This window comes from Bradyrhizobium sp. 155 (assembly GCF_023101105.1).
Classification (GTDB): domain Bacteria; phylum Pseudomonadota; class Alphaproteobacteria; order Rhizobiales; family Xanthobacteraceae; genus Bradyrhizobium; species Bradyrhizobium canariense_D.
This window is the reverse complement of sequence record NZ_CP064705.1, coordinates 64036-79099: the sequence shown is the minus strand read 5'-3', so window position 1 is coordinate 79099 and position 15064 is coordinate 64036. Positions and strand designations below refer to the sequence as shown.

The 15064-nt window shown below is 61.1% G+C and carries 13 protein-coding genes and 1 pseudogene; 2 read left to right on the top strand and 12 right to left on the bottom strand.

The features are described 5' to 3' along the window. Positions 1–27: 27 nt before the first annotated feature. Both tnpB (IVA93_RS37740) and tnpA (IVA93_RS37735) read right to left on the bottom strand, forming a co-directional pair. Entirely contained in the window at positions 28–381 is a 354-nt protein-coding gene (gene tnpB, locus IVA93_RS37740; protein ID WP_148750250.1) for an IS66 family insertion sequence element accessory protein TnpB, read from the bottom strand. Then, on the bottom strand, positions 362–835 hold the full coding sequence (gene tnpA, locus IVA93_RS37735; protein WP_247790022.1) for an IS66-like element accessory protein TnpA: 474 nt from the start codon (positions 833–835) through the stop codon (positions 362–364). The genes tnpB (IVA93_RS37740) and tnpA (IVA93_RS37735) overlap by 20 nt, the downstream gene beginning before the upstream one ends. Positions 836–1213: 378 nt before the next feature. Between tnpA (IVA93_RS37735) and tnpC (IVA93_RS37730) the strand changes: the two are divergent. Further along, a pseudogene (gene tnpC / locus IVA93_RS37730) lies at positions 1214–2524 on the top strand (IS66 family transposase); the annotation flags it as partial. Between the two features lie 503 nt (positions 2525–3027). Here the strand turns inward: tnpC (IVA93_RS37730) and IVA93_RS37725 are convergent. The 7 genes from IVA93_RS37725 to IVA93_RS37695 all read right to left on the bottom strand — a co-directional run bounded on the left by IVA93_RS37725 (position 3028) and on the right by IVA93_RS37695 (position 10841). Further along, positions 3028–3246, bottom strand: coding sequence for a GSU2403 family nucleotidyltransferase fold protein (locus IVA93_RS37725; RefSeq protein WP_247790092.1), 219 nt, complete (start codon positions 3244–3246; stop codon positions 3028–3030). Positions 3247–3831: 585 nt separating this feature from the next. After that, entirely contained in the window at positions 3832–5337 is a 1506-nt protein-coding gene (locus IVA93_RS37720) for an alkaline phosphatase family protein (RefSeq protein WP_247790021.1), read from the bottom strand. Beyond that, positions 5334–6215, bottom strand: a complete 882-nt coding sequence (locus tag IVA93_RS37715; RefSeq protein WP_524536882.1) for an ABC transporter permease — start codon at positions 6213–6215, stop codon at positions 5334–5336. The genes IVA93_RS37720 and IVA93_RS37715 overlap by 4 nt, the downstream gene beginning before the upstream one ends. Continuing rightward, positions 6216–7151, bottom strand: a complete 936-nt coding sequence (locus IVA93_RS37710) for an ABC transporter permease (RefSeq protein WP_247342512.1) — start codon at positions 7149–7151, stop codon at positions 6216–6218. Beyond that, the gene (locus tag IVA93_RS37705) at positions 7151–8149 is read right to left on the bottom strand and encodes an ABC transporter ATP-binding protein (protein WP_276577890.1); all 999 of its coding nucleotides are present in this window, start codon (positions 8147–8149) and stop codon (positions 7151–7153) included. The genes IVA93_RS37710 and IVA93_RS37705 overlap by 1 nt, the downstream gene beginning before the upstream one ends. After that, a complete protein-coding gene (locus tag IVA93_RS37700; protein ID WP_247790020.1) occupies positions 8146–9132 on the bottom strand; it encodes an ABC transporter ATP-binding protein in 987 nt (328 codons plus the stop codon). The genes IVA93_RS37705 and IVA93_RS37700 overlap by 4 nt, the downstream gene beginning before the upstream one ends. Before the next feature lie 128 nt (positions 9133–9260). Continuing rightward, positions 9261–10841, bottom strand: a complete 1581-nt coding sequence (locus tag IVA93_RS37695; RefSeq protein WP_247790019.1) for an ABC transporter substrate-binding protein — start codon at positions 10839–10841, stop codon at positions 9261–9263. A 668-nt stretch (positions 10842–11509) separates the two neighbouring features. On the opposite strand from IVA93_RS37695, the gene IVA93_RS37690 reads away from it, so the two are divergent. After that, a complete protein-coding gene (locus IVA93_RS37690; protein WP_247790018.1) occupies positions 11510–12382 on the top strand; it encodes an isocitrate lyase/phosphoenolpyruvate mutase family protein in 873 nt (290 codons plus the stop codon). A 55-nt stretch (positions 12383–12437) separates the two neighbouring features. Here IVA93_RS37690 and tnpC (IVA93_RS37685) read toward each other — a convergent pair whose 3' ends face one another. From tnpC (IVA93_RS37685) to tnpA (IVA93_RS37675), 3 genes are all read right to left on the bottom strand, one after another. Beyond that, positions 12438–14027: an IS66 family transposase gene (gene tnpC, locus IVA93_RS37685; RefSeq protein WP_247790017.1), complete on the bottom strand. Its 1590-nt coding sequence runs from the start codon at positions 14025–14027 to the stop codon at positions 12438–12440. 69 nt (positions 14028–14096) lie between these two features. Continuing rightward, positions 14097–14450 (bottom strand): IS66 family insertion sequence element accessory protein TnpB, encoded by a 354-nt coding sequence (gene tnpB, locus IVA93_RS37680; RefSeq protein WP_247383196.1) that lies wholly within the window; start codon positions 14448–14450, stop codon positions 14097–14099. Then, positions 14447–14869 carry an IS66-like element accessory protein TnpA gene (gene tnpA / locus IVA93_RS37675; protein ID WP_247290870.1) on the bottom strand — a complete coding sequence of 141 codons (423 nt, stop codon included), beginning with the start codon at positions 14867–14869 and terminating at the stop codon, positions 14447–14449. Before tnpA (IVA93_RS37675) ends, tnpB (IVA93_RS37680) begins: the two co-directional genes overlap by 4 nt. Positions 14870–15064: the final 195 nt, after the last annotated feature.

The following is a 15064-nucleotide window of genomic DNA, read 5'->3' as shown; positions in this document are numbered from 1 at the left end:
GACGCGTCAACCGCTCAAGTCGAGAGCTCAGCCGGCAACCTGATATTGCCGCACCGGATGGCGGACCATCGCATCGATATCGATGCCGTCAAGGATCCAGTGCAATTGCTCGGTCGTCAGCGTGACGACCGCCTCCTGGCGGCGCGGCCATCGGAACTTGTCCTCGGTCAGCCGCTTCAGGACCAGCACAAAGCCGGACCGGTCGAAGAACAGCAACTTCATCCGGTCGCAACGGCGATTGCAGAACGCAAAAACCGCCGGAGCGAACGGATCGAGCGCCATCGTCTCCTGGACCAGAACCGCAAGGCTGTTGATGCCAGCCCGGAAGTCGATCGGCTCACGGTGCAGATAGACCTGCAGGTCACCGCCCAGTCTGAACATGGCCCAGGGCTCCGATGATCGCCGTCAATGCATCCACATCGCCGCATTCCAGCGCGACCTTCACGCCGTTCGGCAGCGACGCGCTCACTTTGGCCGGAGAACAAAAAGCTGTAGTCCCCTTGGGTTCCGACCCGCGCACTTCATCGCAAGCCGCCGGCAAACCCACCATCGCCACGCTGCTCCCCCGCGACAGGGCGCGATCGGAAGCCCCCTCAAGTTGAACCGGGATGAACGCCGATGGGGGAGACCGCGGGACAGACCTGGTCGCGGTGTGCTTCTTGATCCATTTCCGAAGCAGGTTCGCGTTGACCCCGTGTTCGAGCGCAAGTCTCGATACCGAAACGCCAGGCTCAAGACAACTCGCGACAAGACGCTCCTTCGATGCCGCCTCGTAGCGCCGGCGACCGTTCCGACCAACAAGCCTGACCCGCAGTTTCTGATCATCGTCTGCCATCACAAGGTGTCCACCTATTTTGGTGGACACCTCATGCATCAGAGCACTCAAAAGCAAAAGGTGCAGGGAAATTCGCGCTTACGGAAGAATCGCACAAGGCTACTTCGCTGAGCCGGCAGCTAATGCGGCCGGCTATGGAGCCGGTCAGGCGCTTCCAGTCTTGCGTTCGCGAATGAAGAGCCGGCCGCTAACGGTTAGGTCGACGTTGAACCCCTTGCCGTCGTCATGCGACCAGGCCGCACCGAGCTTGGTCCAAAACACACTCTCGCCTTCAACCGGTGACTACGAACGCCTCGTGGTTAGGCTTCTTCGACTTCGATGATGACCTGGTGGCCGGCCATTGGGCCATTGTATTCTCCCATTGGGTTATGCCGCGGGCGGCAGGCCGGTCGGGAGACAAAAACATTCCTGTGCCGGTTGATGCCGGCAAGTCGGGAGCGGGTCGAGTATGACCTGCCCGACGATCAGAAGGCGTGTCCTTGCTGCCGTGGCCAGATGCATCGCATGGGCGAGACTGTCACCGAGCAACTTCATATCGAGGTGAAGGCGAAGGTTTTACAGAATGTGCGCTTCAAATATGGGTGCCGCCGTTGCGATCGCACCGGGATCAATGCCCCTGTCGTGACCGCGCCGATGCCGACGCAGCCCTTGCCGGGCAGCGTTGCCACGGCCTCAACGCTGGCGTTCGCGCTGGTTCACAAATATGTCGATGGCACGCCGCTCTACCGTCTGGCGCAGGCCTTCGAACGCGCAGGTGTTCCTGTCAGCCGCGGCGCTTTGGGTCACTGGGTGATCGGCTCGAGCGAGAAGCATCTGCATCGCATCTCAGACGCCCTGAAGCTGCGGCTCAGACTGCAACCTCTCATCCATGGCGACGAGACGACGGTTCAGGTCCTCAAGGAGAAGGACAAAAAAGCCACCAGCACATCGTACATGTGGGCTTATCGCAGCGGCCAGGGCAGTCACGAGCCCATCGTTCTTCTGGATTATCAGCCGGGCCGCGGCCAGATCCACCCGCAGGCCTTCCTCGGCGATTACCGTGGCATCGTGATGAGTGACGGCTATACCGCATGGCGCACGCTGGAAGGGACCACCCACATTGGATGCATGGCCCACTCCCGACGGCGCTTTGTCGATGCCCTCAAGGCGAGGAAGAAGGGCGGCGGTCCGCCCGAGCAGGCGCTGCGGTTCTTCGAACAGCTTTACCGGGTTGAAAGGCAGGCGCGGGACGAAAAACCAGACCGAGGCGAAACGCCAGATCAATGCATTCGCCGCTTCCGCCAGCAACACAGCATTCCCGTCCTGAACGCCCTCAAGGAATGGCTCGATCAAATCGCCCCGAAGGTCTTGCCCGACAGCAAGCTTGGCGATGCTGTATCCTACACTCTGAACCAATGGGAATATCTGACGCGCTACACGCAAGATGGCAGGATGCCGATCGACAACAATCTCCTGGAGCGCGATATCAGAATCTTTGCCACTGGCAGAAAGAGCTGGCTGTTCAGCGACACCGTCGAGGGAGCCAGGGCCAGTGCCGTCGTCTACAGTCTGATGCTGACCTGCCGCGCCTCACGCGTCGAGCCGTTAGCCTGGTTGCGCCACGTCCTCACCGAATTGCCTCAGCGCGCGGGCGACGCCGATATTACCGACCTGCTGCCCTTCAACTTCCCCAAAACCGCCGCTGCCTGAACGGGTCAGATGCCGCCCTCGATACGAAGGCCATCCGTCAAAAGCGCGGGCGTCACCGTGCGGAGAAAATCGCGCTTACGCTTCAGGCACCAAACGACCCAAACATCTTTTCTAGAACATGTGCAGGCCGTCCTGAGTTCGAAGCAGCAATGCCGAGCGCCTCTCGACGCTCGGCATCGGATAAACTTTAGAAACTTGTCCAACGCGCAGTTCGCTTACCGCCTAAGCCAAATCGGCAATGAAGATGCGGCAGACCTCAGTTCGCGCACTTCAGTTGGGGGGCAGTCTTTGGCTGACGGACCGCAACGCTTGTCTTGCACTCTCGGGACCGACCCAGGCAAGCGCGCGCACGACCTCACCTGCTCGACGGTTGGCCAACTCCGCGCGCAGGGAGCGGAAGATCGGGATGCTGCAGCGGGCCGGCGTGCCGACAGCGTCAGCCGAACTGCTGCTCTGGAGAATGCGGCGAAGGCCGACGATCTCTGTCGCGCGCGGGACAGTCTTCAGAAAGCGGCGTCCGCCTGACGCGACCGGTCGTCACTGCGCCTCCAGATCCCAGCTGCCGACGCGAGCACGCTTGACGTAAGGCCGCCGCGCGCGTCGAACAGAAGATCGATGTCGTCTTCCGTCGTGGCCAAGCCAGGATCGATTCTGATGCCGGAGGAGGCCTCATAAGCGCAGATGGCGCTTGTTCCGAGAATCCGAATGCCGGAACCTAACATTCCGAAGCCATCGAGAGCGCGCATGATGCGGGCACCGATCAGAGGGACGCAACCCAAGCCGAGTTGAAACTGTATTTATCATTTAGATTCAAAGGTTTCAACAGTTCCATCGCAGATGTAGCCAAACTCCATTCGGCTGCCGTCCATCCGCCTTGCTACCCGCCCCATCGAACCACCGGTCCAGCGCCTGTCTATCGGTTTCATTTTCCGCGTACGCAACATCGCGATCCAATTGATAGATGAGATCTGCCAACTGTCGATCGTCCAACGAAGGCACCAGGTCGACATGCTTCGTTTTCCAATCACCCGCAGGCGGACGCCTTCTTCGTAGTGCTTGAAAGCTCCTCTCAGATGCTTCGGCAGCCATCGTTCGTAGTTGGCAATATCGACCCGGAGAGCACCGTCATACCAGCTCCGGGCAAAACGGCTACGGAGGAGTTCTTGATACTCCTCGGCCCGCTCAGCTCGCGCTCTGGCCAGACGCGCTTTCTTGGAGATGGCGCGGCTTTCCGGACGAGCTGCGGGACAGCATCCCGGCGCTCGAGGAGCTGCCGGCCCCGCTCCCGCATGCGAAAGCCACCAGGTTCACGCGGCGTTCTCTGCAAAGCCGCCTTCGATATAGGCTGCGGCTCCTACCTGTATGCGGCGCAAGACCTGGTGGTAAGTGGAGGAGCTCGCCTCGTAGACGGTCTCTACGACCGACCCGGGTGCAGCCCGGGGCAATGTCGCAAACGTCTCGTTGAGGACGCGCCCATCCATTTGGCTAGGGGCGACAATTCCCAGGAGATGCAGAATGGTCGGCGCGATGTCGCAGATTCCCGACGGAACTTCTGAAAGGCTGCCCGAGCGGAAGGCAGTCCCGGCGAGAATGCCGACCGCCGCCATCTCTTTATGATGCAAGCCGCCATGTACTCCCAGTCCGATCGGCGCGTCGTTGCTCCAGGTTCGGCCGATGAGTCCGAATGGATCGACTTCACTATCGGCGCGGTAGGAGAAAAGGATGTCGCTGGAACGGGCATGATCTGCCATCACAAGCTGTCGCGCAAAACTGCCCGGCGCGATGCCCTCGACGTCATTTCGTCCAGCGGTGAAGATCGGTCCGCACCACGGCGCCTTGGTCATTGCTGCGACGGCTCGCCGGATCTTCAGCTCCGAGGGGTCTGCCAGATAAATGGCCCCCACCTGCCCGGGAACGACGATCGCATCTACGTCTTGCCCAGGCGCCGAGCCGCAACGAAATCCGGCATCTCTGAGCACTTGGTGAACGTCAGCCTGCGCATGGACGCTCACGTGTCCATGATCTGAGACGGCAATGATGTGGACGTCCTGCCGCCGGCCTTCAGCCTCCCACCAGTCCAGAACGCGACCGAATTGCTGATCGGCCCAGGCGAGCGCTTCCAAGGTCCGTACCTCTGCCGTGCCGCAGTAATGAGACGAGCTGTCCGGTTCGCCAAAGGAGAGAATGGTGACGTCAGGCCGAAGCTGTGGCCAGACGATGTCGAGCAAAGCCGCCGTCAGGTAGCTCTGCGCTGCGAGGTCGGGCGTTCCTGCAGGCGGGGGCGGCGGGGGCGGACCGATTCGAGCATTCAGCGCATCGAGAAGAGATCGGGAAGTCGCGAGCCGCGCGAAGTGCCCCGAGATTGTGGGATGGCCGAGCGTGCGCGCCTTGTGGTTGAACAAGCGGGTCGTCCCGGCAGAATTCGACGCGAGCACCGCGAGCGTCTTGCCGTGGGCGGCAAGAACCTCGCCGAGCGTTGGCACGCCCATGAGACGCCCGCCGCTCAACGTATCCAGGGTTTCGACCAGTTGGTCATCGGCCGTGTCGATGTAGCGGGACGGCACAGCTGCGCGGTCGAGGTATTGGTTCCCGACCATGCCATGGCGCCCGGGTGATGCGCCGGTAACAAGACTAGGCATCGCCGCCCGCGTTTCGCTCGGATAGACGGTGACATTCCGGCCGAGGGTCACGCCCTGGCGCTGCAGCCTGTGAAGATGAGGAGTCGCTGTAGCGTTTATAAGATCGGGACGGAGCCCATCGAAACTGACAAGGATGACGCGGCGGGTAGCAGGGGAAGTTACAGAGGCCTTCACGATAATGTCTTGTCCATGCGGTCGCGCAGCCAGTCCCCCACCAACGAGATGGACAGTGTGGTGAGCGAGATGATCAGCGAAGAGGGGACGAGTATCCAGGGCGCGCGGGTCAGATAGTCACGACCATAGCCGATCATATTGCCGAGGGAGGTGAGCGGGGGCTGCACGCCCAGACCAAGGAAGCTCAGACCACTCTCGAGCAGAATAATATCCGGAAAGGCAAGAGTCATGGTGACGATCAAGGTTGAGGCGATGTTCGGTAGGATGTGGCGCAGGTAAAGGCGGCAAGGTCCCGCGCCCAGCTGGCGTACGGCGACCGCATAGCCCTGCGTGTTCGCGCTCATCGCGAGCGCACGCGTGACGCGCGCGTATCGCTCCCAGCCATGAAGGCCAAGGAGGGCCACGAAGAGCAGCAGAGAGTTACCGACAAAAGCAAGTACGGCGAGCGCCAGAACGAGAAACGGCATGCTGGCCTGGAAATCGACACATGCGAGGATGACCTGTTCGACCCAGCCGCGGAAATGGGCGGCGAGAAAGCCGAGCGTGGTGCCCAGGCATGCGCCTATCAACGTGGCTCCAAAAGCAATGAAAAGGCTCATCCGGATCGATATAAGTAAGCGCGCCAGCAGATCCCTGCCAAGCTCGTCGGTGCCAAACAGATGCGATACGTGCCCCCCGAAGCCAATAGGCGCGGCGAGACGATGCCGAAGATCAAGTGCGGCATAATCATAGGGAGCGAGACGATCTGCCAGGATCGCGATGACGAGCATGAGCGCGAGCCAAGCGATGGCGCCTTGCACAGCAACATTGCGCCAACGAAGTACTCTCTTCTTCTTAACGTGAGCAAACGACATCTGTCCGGCAGACATTTCCGCCATCTACGCTCCTCCAGCAGAGCGCGTATCGCGCAGACGCGGATCGAACATACCGTAAAGGAGATCGACTGCGAGGTTCGTCGCGATCATGGCGGCTGCCACCAGCAGCAAGATGCATTGGACCACAGCCAGATCGCGACTTACGACGGAGACGACGAGCAGACTGCCGATTCCCGGCCAGGAAAAGACGCTTTCGACGAGCACCGTCCCCGCGATTAAGTTGCCTACCATCAAACCCACGATGGTCAACACTGGTATGGCGGCATTGGGCAGGGCATGACCCGTCACGACTCTGCGCCATGGCACACCCTTGGCACTCGCCGTGCGGATATAGGCTTGCCCGAGCACCTCGAGCATGGCGCTGCGGGTGAAACGAGCCAGAACGGCCGCGCCGCCAAGGCCAAGCGTGACCACCGGCAGGACCATATGGCGCACGCTGCCGGCGCCCCCTGAAGGAAACCAGGGAAGCTCGACCGCAAAGGCGAGCACGAGTACGAGCCCGAGCACGAATGATGGCACGGTGAAGCCCGCTACCGTCACCATCATCACCAGACGGTCCGTGAAACTGTCGCGCTTGAGGGCTGCATAGATGCCGGCCGGAATGCCTAGGAGAAGATTGAGGGCGAGTGCCGGAGCAGTGAGCATCAGCGTGACCGGGATGCGTTCGGCAACAACCGTGGCGGCAGTACGCCCGTCCCGCATGGATTGGCCGAGATCTCCGTGGACGACCGCAAGAAGATATTTTACGTATTGGACCCAGAGTGGTGCATCGAGCCCCCAAGCCTTGCGAAACGCCTCGACCGCATCGGCCGACGTTTCCGGCGACAGCATCGCGCGAGCGGGATCGCCAGAGGCTCGCAGAACCACGAAGGCGAATGTGACTACCATCGCTATGGTGAGCACGGCGCGAGCCACCCGAGTCATGATGAAGCGGGTCATCAGGCGACGCTCCCAACATGGAGACCATCCCTGTTGATCAAATGGCAAGCGACCCTGCGTCCTGCGCCTACGGATGTGAGCTCGGGCACAATCCGTGCGCAGGCCGGAAGAGCCGCCGGGCAACGTGGATGGAAGGCGCAGCCGGCGGGCCGCGCCGATGGATTGGGCGGATCACCTTGCAGGATCGTCCGCTCGCTACGCCGTCCAGACCTGGGTACGGCAGAAACCAGCGCTTTTGAATACGGATGCAAGGGGGCGCGCAGAACTGCATCGGGCGAGCCTTCTTCGACGATCGAGCCGAGATACATCACCGCGATGCGATCACTGATCTGCCGAACGACGCGCAGGTCATGGCTGATGAAGATCATCGCCATGCGCCGCCGCTCCTGCAGGTCACGCAGAAGATTGACGACTTGAGCCTGGATCGAGACGTCGAGCGCGGACACCGGCTCGTCGCACACGATGAGGTCCGGATCAGTCGCGAGTGCCCGTGCCAACACCGCACGCTGGCGTTGGCCACCTGAGAGTTCATGAGGATAGCGCGCCCCGTGATCGGTTCTGAGGCCAACGTCAGCGAGGAGCCTATTGATCAGGTCCGCTCTTTCGGACTTGCTGCCGATCTGATGAATTTCGAGCGGTTCTGCGATTTGCGCCCCGATCGTCAACCGGCGATCGAGCGCCCCCAGCGGGTCCTGAAATACCATTTGGATTCGCATCCTGAGATGCCGCCAACGGATATCGCCCATCGGCGGCAACTCTTCTCCGCCGAAGCTGACGGTGCCCGCATCCGGTCGTTCCAGGCCAATGAGAAGCCGGCCCGCGGTGGATTTTCCGCAGCCCGATTCGCCAACAAGTCCGAGCGTCTCACCGCTGGCCAGAGACAGCGACAGTCCATTGACGGCGTGGACCGTCGAGTGACCCCGAAACAGGCCCTGGCGCAAGGAATATCGTCGGACAAGCCCATCGGCTTGGAGAAGCGGTGCGACCGTCATCGTCATGCGGCGACGGTCTCGTCCTGACACCGCTGGCCGGTGACATGCAGGCAGGCAATTCTGTGGTCGGCATTATCCTCCACAGAAGTCAATTCGACAGTGCATTCACCACACCGGTCCGTGCGCAGGTCGCAGCGTGGCGCGAAGGGACATCCTGGCGGAAGGTCCGCCGGGCTCGGAACGACACCGGGAATGGCGGCGAGGCGCTGCCGAGGCCCGTCCAGATTCGGGAGGGCCCCAACAAGCCCGCGTGTATATGGATGAGTGGGATGGTCGAACAGACGCACAGCGGGTGCTTCTTCAATGATGTGCCCGGCGTAAAGCACCAGCACGCGCTCGCAGATCTCGGCGACAACGCCCAGATCATGTGAGATCAGGACCAGCGCCATGCCTCTTTCGCGTTGAATCTCTTGCAGAAGCTTAAGGATTTGCGCCTGAATAGTGACGTCCAAAGCGGTGGTGGGTTCATCGGCGATGAGGATGTCGGGCTGTCCCGCAAGCGCCATGGCAATCATGACCCGCTGATTCTGCCCACCGGAAAACTCGTGCGGATAGCCGCCAAGCCGTCGCGCCGCATCGGGAATGCCGACCTGATCCAGCAGACGACGCGCTTCATTCAGCGCGCTGCGCCTGTCCATCCCACGATGGAGCTGCAGAGCTTCGCCGATCTGATCGCCCACGGTACGCACCGGATTGAGCGCGCTGGTCGGATCCTGAAAGATCATTGCAATTCGGCGACCACGCACCTGTTCCAGATGACGGGCGGGAGCATGGAGAAGCTCTTCGCCAGCAAAGCGTACGCTGCCTGCCGTCCGAGCGCGCGACCCCAAGAGACCAAGCGCCGCAAGCCAAGTCACCGACTTTCCGCAACCACTTTCGCCGACCATGCCCAGCGCTTCGCCACGGCGGAGGCCAAGATTTATTCCACGCAGCACCGGCACCTGGTCGAAAGCAACCTGCAGCCCTGTAATCTCAAGAAGTGGTGTCATCTGATCTCCCTGTCCTGCCAGCGTCGTCGCGGCTGCTCCTCGCGGGCGGCGTCGTAGGGACTGCGGGAGCCGGGCAGCCCACGTGGTGGAGCTGCGCGCAAGCGCAGCAACGCGTCATTCATCCTGATTCAGGTCCGGATCAAGGTGCTGTTGAATGGGCCGAAATTGAGATCGAGCGTCAGCCCCGGCAACCAGGGTATGTCGCGCCGCTTGCCATAGAACTGGCCGGACACATGCAAAATCACACAGGGCGGATCGACCTCATTGATGATCTCGAGCATGCGGCGCACGATTGGACGGCGCTGCTCGGGCTCAGCGGTCTCCTGGAGCTGCGCGCCCAAGGCGAAATACTCCTCGTTCTTCCAGACCCCGACCGACTTCGGCAGGGCGCCGCTGGGGCCGTATTCACGCCAGGGATGGCCGAGATGATCCAGAAACAACGCCGTGTTGGAGGTGTCGAAGATCGCCCGCACCGGCTGGCGCTGAACTTGGGCAAAGTTTTCCATCATCTCGATTTTGACGTTCAGGCCGACTGCACGCCACATCTCGATCATGGTTTGCGCGCCAGAGATCTGATTGGGGTAGTAGTTGTTGAGGAGCCGATAAATGATCGGCTCTCCTTTGTAGCCCGCCGCAGCGACCAGCTCCTTCGCCTTATCAGGATCATAAAGCAGCGCGGGGAAATCCTCGATGTAGCCCTGGCCATAACTCGCGAGTTGATAGCCATTCGGAATCGGCAGACGGTTCGCCCACAGGCTCTCGATCAAGAGCTTGCGATCGAGCGCAAGGCTCATCGCACGGCGGATCCGCACGTCTTTCAGCACTGGATCGTTCTGATCGAGCACGAGCGAGCGGATATTCTGTACTGGCCCGCCCGAGACCTGGAGATCGGCCCGCTTCTCGATACGCTCGAATTGATCGGGTGGGATGTCAGTGATGAGGTCGAGCTCGTTGGCAAGAAGGCCGTTCACGCGCGCGGAAAGCTCGGGAATAATGCGATATTCGACGCCCCCAAATGGTGGCCGTCCGCCCCAATATGCATCGTGCGCAGTCAATGTGACATGGATGTCGAGCTTGTGATTGACGAGCTTGTACGGGCCGCTCCCTACAGGAGCTGCCGTCCAGCGCTCCCACGAGCCCGCGGCGGTGAACGCGCGCTTACAGACGATCTCCGCTCCCCAGGAAGCCAGACGCTGCTCAAGCAGTGCGTCGTTCCCTTTGGCGTGGACAATGACCGTATAGGGATCGACGACATCCACTTTGTCGATCCGATCCAGCGACTGCAGCGCATCGGACATTCCGCTGCGGCCCGGTCCCAAGAGGTGGTCGGGCCCGAGGCTAAAGGCGACATCTTCGGCAGTCAGCGGGCTTCCGTCGTGGAACGCCACGCCTTTGCGCAGGAACAGCCGCAGCGACTGCGCATCAACTCGCTCCCAACGTTCGGCCAATGCCGGCCGCAGCGCCATCCCATTGGCGTGGTCAAAGCCAATGAGGCTATCAAAAAGCTGTGGTATGATCCGCCGAATGGCGGTGTCGGTTGCGATGACTGGGTCAAACGTGCGGGGAAAGCCGGACATGCCAACTCTTAATCGCCGCCGGGCTGGTTTCTTGCCGTCGCTCTCAGCCCAGACGGCGCGCGCGGTCGGCAACAAGCCTGCTGCGACCGCACCAGTCAAAGCCTCTCGCCGTGTCAGATGGCTGCGGGTCATCACCGTCTCCCGGAATTCGCTTCAATCAGTACGGAACGCATAGCCTTGACCTTGCGGTGATCAGCAGATCCTCGCAGAAGCCGAAAACCAAGATCGCTGGATCTCGTGCTTGCCAAACGTGTCCGACGTTAGAGCCGCGAAATACTACGCTGCGATGACATTCATCGAGTAAGTCGATGTTCACGTGCGCAGATGAGATGACATGAGGCTTCCGGGCAGAGAAAGGTGCCTCCTCGGAACTGGCTCGCTCCCCATTGGGGTGAGTGAAGCTGCCTAACTAGAGAGACGTCAGCGCTCTCACTGTTAGCGCAACCAAATATGGCCTCGAGTGATCGACCGTGGCGCAGAGCGATGTTCCCCCCTTTGACGCTCGAGGCAAGTCTGAGATGAAACGAGCCACGAGACCAACATCGACATGTTCGATCACTAGATCGTAGGAATGCGATCACACCATTGGTTGGCCCGTTTAAGAGCAATTAGAAACCGGCACGATTTCCGCTTTTCACTCAGGTGCTGGCTCTTGTCTCTCGTTTTAGACCGACTCAGATGTCGTCCGTCCCTCAAAAAGCCAAGATCATCACCGCTGGCGCGGCCCAATTGCGCGATCAGGTGCCGAGGTGACCCCGCTCAGTGACGGCGAGCCGAGTCCGCGAAAGAAGGATTTTCCGATGTCCTCCGTCAAACGCCTTCGTACTCGCCTGGACGAAACCGGTCTCATCCATGTCATGGCCGCCCATAGCCCTCTTTCGGCTCTGCTGGCCGAAGAGGCCGGGTTCGATGCTTTATGGGCATCGGGCTTCGAACTCTCCGCGCTTTACGGTCTGCCCGATATGAGCCTGATCTCGATGACCCAGCATCTCGACATGCTGCGCTCGATCGCTGGACGCACGACGCTGCCGATCATCGCTGACATTGACACCGGTTATGGCAATGCAATCAACGTGATCCACGCCGTTCACGAATACGAGCGAGCTGGCGCCGGCGCTGTGGTGATCGAAGACAAAACATTTCCGAAAGTGACAAGCCTTATGGCTGGCGGACGCCAGGAACTGCTCCGCATCGAGGAGTTCCAGGGCAAGATCGAGGCCGCTGTTGCGACAAGACGAGACCCCAATTTTCTCGTAATCGCCCGCACCGAAGCCCTGATTGCGGGTCTCGGCGAAACGGAAGCTCTGCGCCGAGCAAAAGCTTACGAAGAGGCCGGCGCCGAAATGGTGCTAATCCATTCGAAAAAGAAGGATGCATCAGAGATCGAAAGCTTTTCGCGCGCCTGGGGCGGATCGGTGCCGCTAGCGATCGTGCCGAACGCGTACCCGGATCTCGACGCCGAGCGGGTCAAAGCACTCGGGAATATCCGCGTAATGATCTACGGCAATTACGGTATCCGCGCTGCTGCAACTGCCATGAGAGAGACCTTCCGCCGAATCATTGCCGATGGCGGCGTCCAGAACGTCCACAAGGATATTCTGCCGGTCGAGGAGATTTTCGACCTCCAGAACGTGGATAGCATCAAGGCGGCCGAAGCTCGCTTCCTTCGCTAGATCTCTTGTCCGAGAGGGCGTCATTGCGTCTGAGCGTAAGCGCTTAGCCGCAACCCTATTGAGGCTGGCTTGACGTTTTGCGGAATCGCCACGGCATGAGGTCTTCGATGCGGCTATGGGGATGGCCGTCGATGATCGTCTCGAGTGTTTCGGCGATGTAGGCGGCCGGGTTGACATCGTTGAGCTTGCAGGTGGCGACGATCGAGGCGAGCAAGGCCCAGTTTTCGGCTCCGACCTCATGACCGGCGAAGAGCGCATTTTTTCTGGTCAGGCAGACTGGCCGGATGGCGTTCTCGACAGGGTTGGTGTCGAGCTCGAGGCGCCCGTCTTCGAGGAAGCGGGTCAGACCTTGCCAGTGATTGAGCGCGTAGCGGATGTCCTCGGCGAGCGTCGAACCGCTGGAGATCATCGACAGCTGTTTTTCGAACCACGACTTCAACGCGGCTACCATTGGCAGCGAGTGCTCCTTGCGCGCGGCCAACCGTATGTCCGGCGATGCACCGCGCACCATGGCTTCGATGGCGTAAAGCTGTGCGATGTGCCGAATGGCGGCCTCGGCGATCGGCGATTTGCTATTGCGGGCCAATTTGACGAAGCGTCGGCGCAAGTGACTCCAGCAATGCACGAGCGTCCAAGGCCCTTGCAGTCGAGCGACTTCGGTCAGTCGATCATAACCGTCATAGGCATCGCATTGCAGGAAGCGTCCGCCAAAGCCATCCAGGAACTGCTCAGCGAAGGCACCGCTGCGACTGGGGGCATATCGGAACAGCACGATCGGCGGACTTGGGCCGCTGTGGCCGCGGTCGTCTGAGGCAATCGCCCAGAAGTAGCCTTTCTTCGTTTGGCCGCGCCCCGGATCGAGTACCGGCGCCTTGGTCTCGTCCATGAACAGCCGATCCGCCGTGGCCAGGTGGTGGCGCATGTGTTCCGCGATGGGCTGAAGATGGAAGCAGGCGCGGCCGGACCAGTTGCCCAGTGTCGCCCGATCAAGCCGGATGCCCTGGCGCGCATAGATCTCGGCCTGACGGTAAAATGGCGTATGGTCGCCAAATTTGGAGACGATCACGTGCGCGATGGCCGCTTCGGTCGGCAGCCCGCCGGGCACGACGTGCTCCGGTGCGTGCGCCTGCACGACGGGGCCGGAGCAGCGGCGACAGATGTATTTTGGGCGGCGTGTGATCAGCACGCGCCATTGCGCCGGGATCACGTCGAGGCGCTGGCTGACGTCCTCGCCGATCTTCGTCATGGCGCCGCAACCGCACGGGCAAAGCGTACTCGCAGGCTCGATGATCCGTTCCACCCGCGGCAAATGGGCAGGCAGGCAGCCGCGATTGCGATGAGAACCATGATCTGGCGCGTTCCGTGATCGGCCCTGGATCGCCGCCTCGGCTCTCTCCTGCGCGGCATCCAGGATGCCTTGCGCGATCTCCACGTCTTCGAGCGGCAAATGATACTGATCTGGTCGCAGCTTCTCGGATTTCGCGCCGAACCTGTAGCGTCGCAATTCGCCGAGAATGATCTCCAGGCGGCGTCGGGCTTCTTCCGACGCCGCCAGCGCCCCCTGATGCTCGCTCAAGGCCGCCTGCGTTTGCGTCAAAAGCGCCTTCAGGCGTTCGTTTTCGTCGCGCAGCGCCGCGATGCTCATGCGCTATTTCGAGCACATCGCCGCCGCGTGTGCCACGATCAAAATAGCTGCCGAGTCATTCTGCCGCAGTTATCCCGCCGCCTGAGGGCGCCGTGCTTCTTCCGGGCGGACCAATCTCCAATCCAGCCCTTCGAACAAGGCAGCGAACATCGCGGGCGACATTCGCATCACGCCGTCTGCGATCGTTGGCCAAACGAACTTGCAACCTTCAAGACGCTTGTGCACCAACACCAGACCCGTTCGATCCCAGACCAAAATCTTGATCCGGTCCGCTCGTTTCGATCGGAACACGAAGGCTGCGCCGCTGAACGGGTCGAGACGAAGCATCTCCTGCACCTTCGCCGCAAGCCCATCGTGGCCACAGCGGAAGTCGATCGGCCGCGTCGCGATGTAAATCTTCAGATCGGCACCGGCCGCGATCATCGTGACGCTCGCATCGCGCGGATCACACGGGACAGCTGCTCGCCATCTATGGCTGTGTCCGTCCGCAGCACGACATCGCCGATCGCGATCTCAAGCTTGATCGCCGGAACCTGACGCTCCTCCAACGCACCTTCCACGACTAGCGGCGCGAATGTCGGCTGCGATACCTCGCGCGGCGGCAACATGCCTCGCTGTCGAAACCGCCGCCGCCAATCGTAGATTTGCCAGCGCGTCGCTCCGTGCTTGCGCGCCACCTCGGACACCTGGGCACCGGGTAACAGACTCTCGGCGACGATCCGAGCTCTCTCAGCTTCCGAACGTACGCGGCGCCCCGATGGTCCTTCAAGAACCTCCAGCCGGCTCACCGATCCCCTCGTTGAGCCGTCCAAATGGACGTCCTTTTTGCTGTCCAATCCCATCCGAAACCTCCGTCCAAGCCGGAGGCTTCTTTCGCACGTTCATTCGAATTCTGAAGCAAGGGTATCGGCTTCGCGCTTACGTCTGAGCTCTGCTCGGGCGCAGTTTTTGCTGTTCGACAATTGCTGTAAACGCCCCTCTCCTCCAGAAGGGGGACCGCGCAAAGAGCGATCACGCCAGCCGATTTAACGGCACGA

Bases quoted from the DNA above. Each gene is read 5' to 3' on its own strand.
- tnpB (WP_148750250.1), bottom strand. From the start codon at position 381: ATGTTCAGACTGGGCGGTGACCTGCAGGTCTATCTGCACCGTGAGCCG.
- tnpA (WP_247790022.1), bottom strand. From the start codon at position 835: ATGGCAGACGATGATCAGAAACTGCGGGTCAGGCTTGTTGGTCGGAAC.
- IVA93_RS37725 (WP_247790092.1), bottom strand. From the start codon at position 3,246: ATGTTAGGTTCCGGCATTCGGATTCTCGGAACAAGCGCCATCTGCGCT.
- IVA93_RS37715 (WP_524536882.1), bottom strand. From the start codon at position 6,215: ATGGCGGAAATGTCTGCCGGACAGATGTCGTTTGCTCACGTTAAGAAG.
- IVA93_RS37710 (WP_247342512.1), bottom strand. From the start codon at position 7,151: ATGACCCGCTTCATCATGACTCGGGTGGCTCGCGCCGTGCTCACCATA.
- IVA93_RS37705 (WP_276577890.1), bottom strand. From the start codon at position 8,149: ATGACGATGACGGTCGCACCGCTTCTCCAAGCCGATGGGCTTGTCCGA.
- IVA93_RS37700 (WP_247790020.1), bottom strand. From the start codon at position 9,132: ATGACACCACTTCTTGAGATTACAGGGCTGCAGGTTGCTTTCGACCAG.
- IVA93_RS37695 (WP_247790019.1), bottom strand. From the start codon at position 10,841: ATGACCCGCAGCCATCTGACACGGCGAGAGGCTTTGACTGGTGCGGTC.
- IVA93_RS37690 (WP_247790018.1), top strand. From the start codon at position 11,510: ATGTCCTCCGTCAAACGCCTTCGTACTCGCCTGGACGAAACCGGTCTC.
- tnpC (WP_247790017.1), bottom strand. From the start codon at position 14,027: ATGAGCATCGCGGCGCTGCGCGACGAAAACGAACGCCTGAAGGCGCTT.
- tnpB (WP_247383196.1), bottom strand. From the start codon at position 14,450: ATGATCGCGGCCGGTGCCGATCTGAAGATTTACATCGCGACGCGGCCG.
- tnpA (WP_247290870.1), bottom strand. From the start codon at position 14,869: ATGGGATTGGACAGCAAAAAGGACGTCCATTTGGACGGCTCAACGAGG.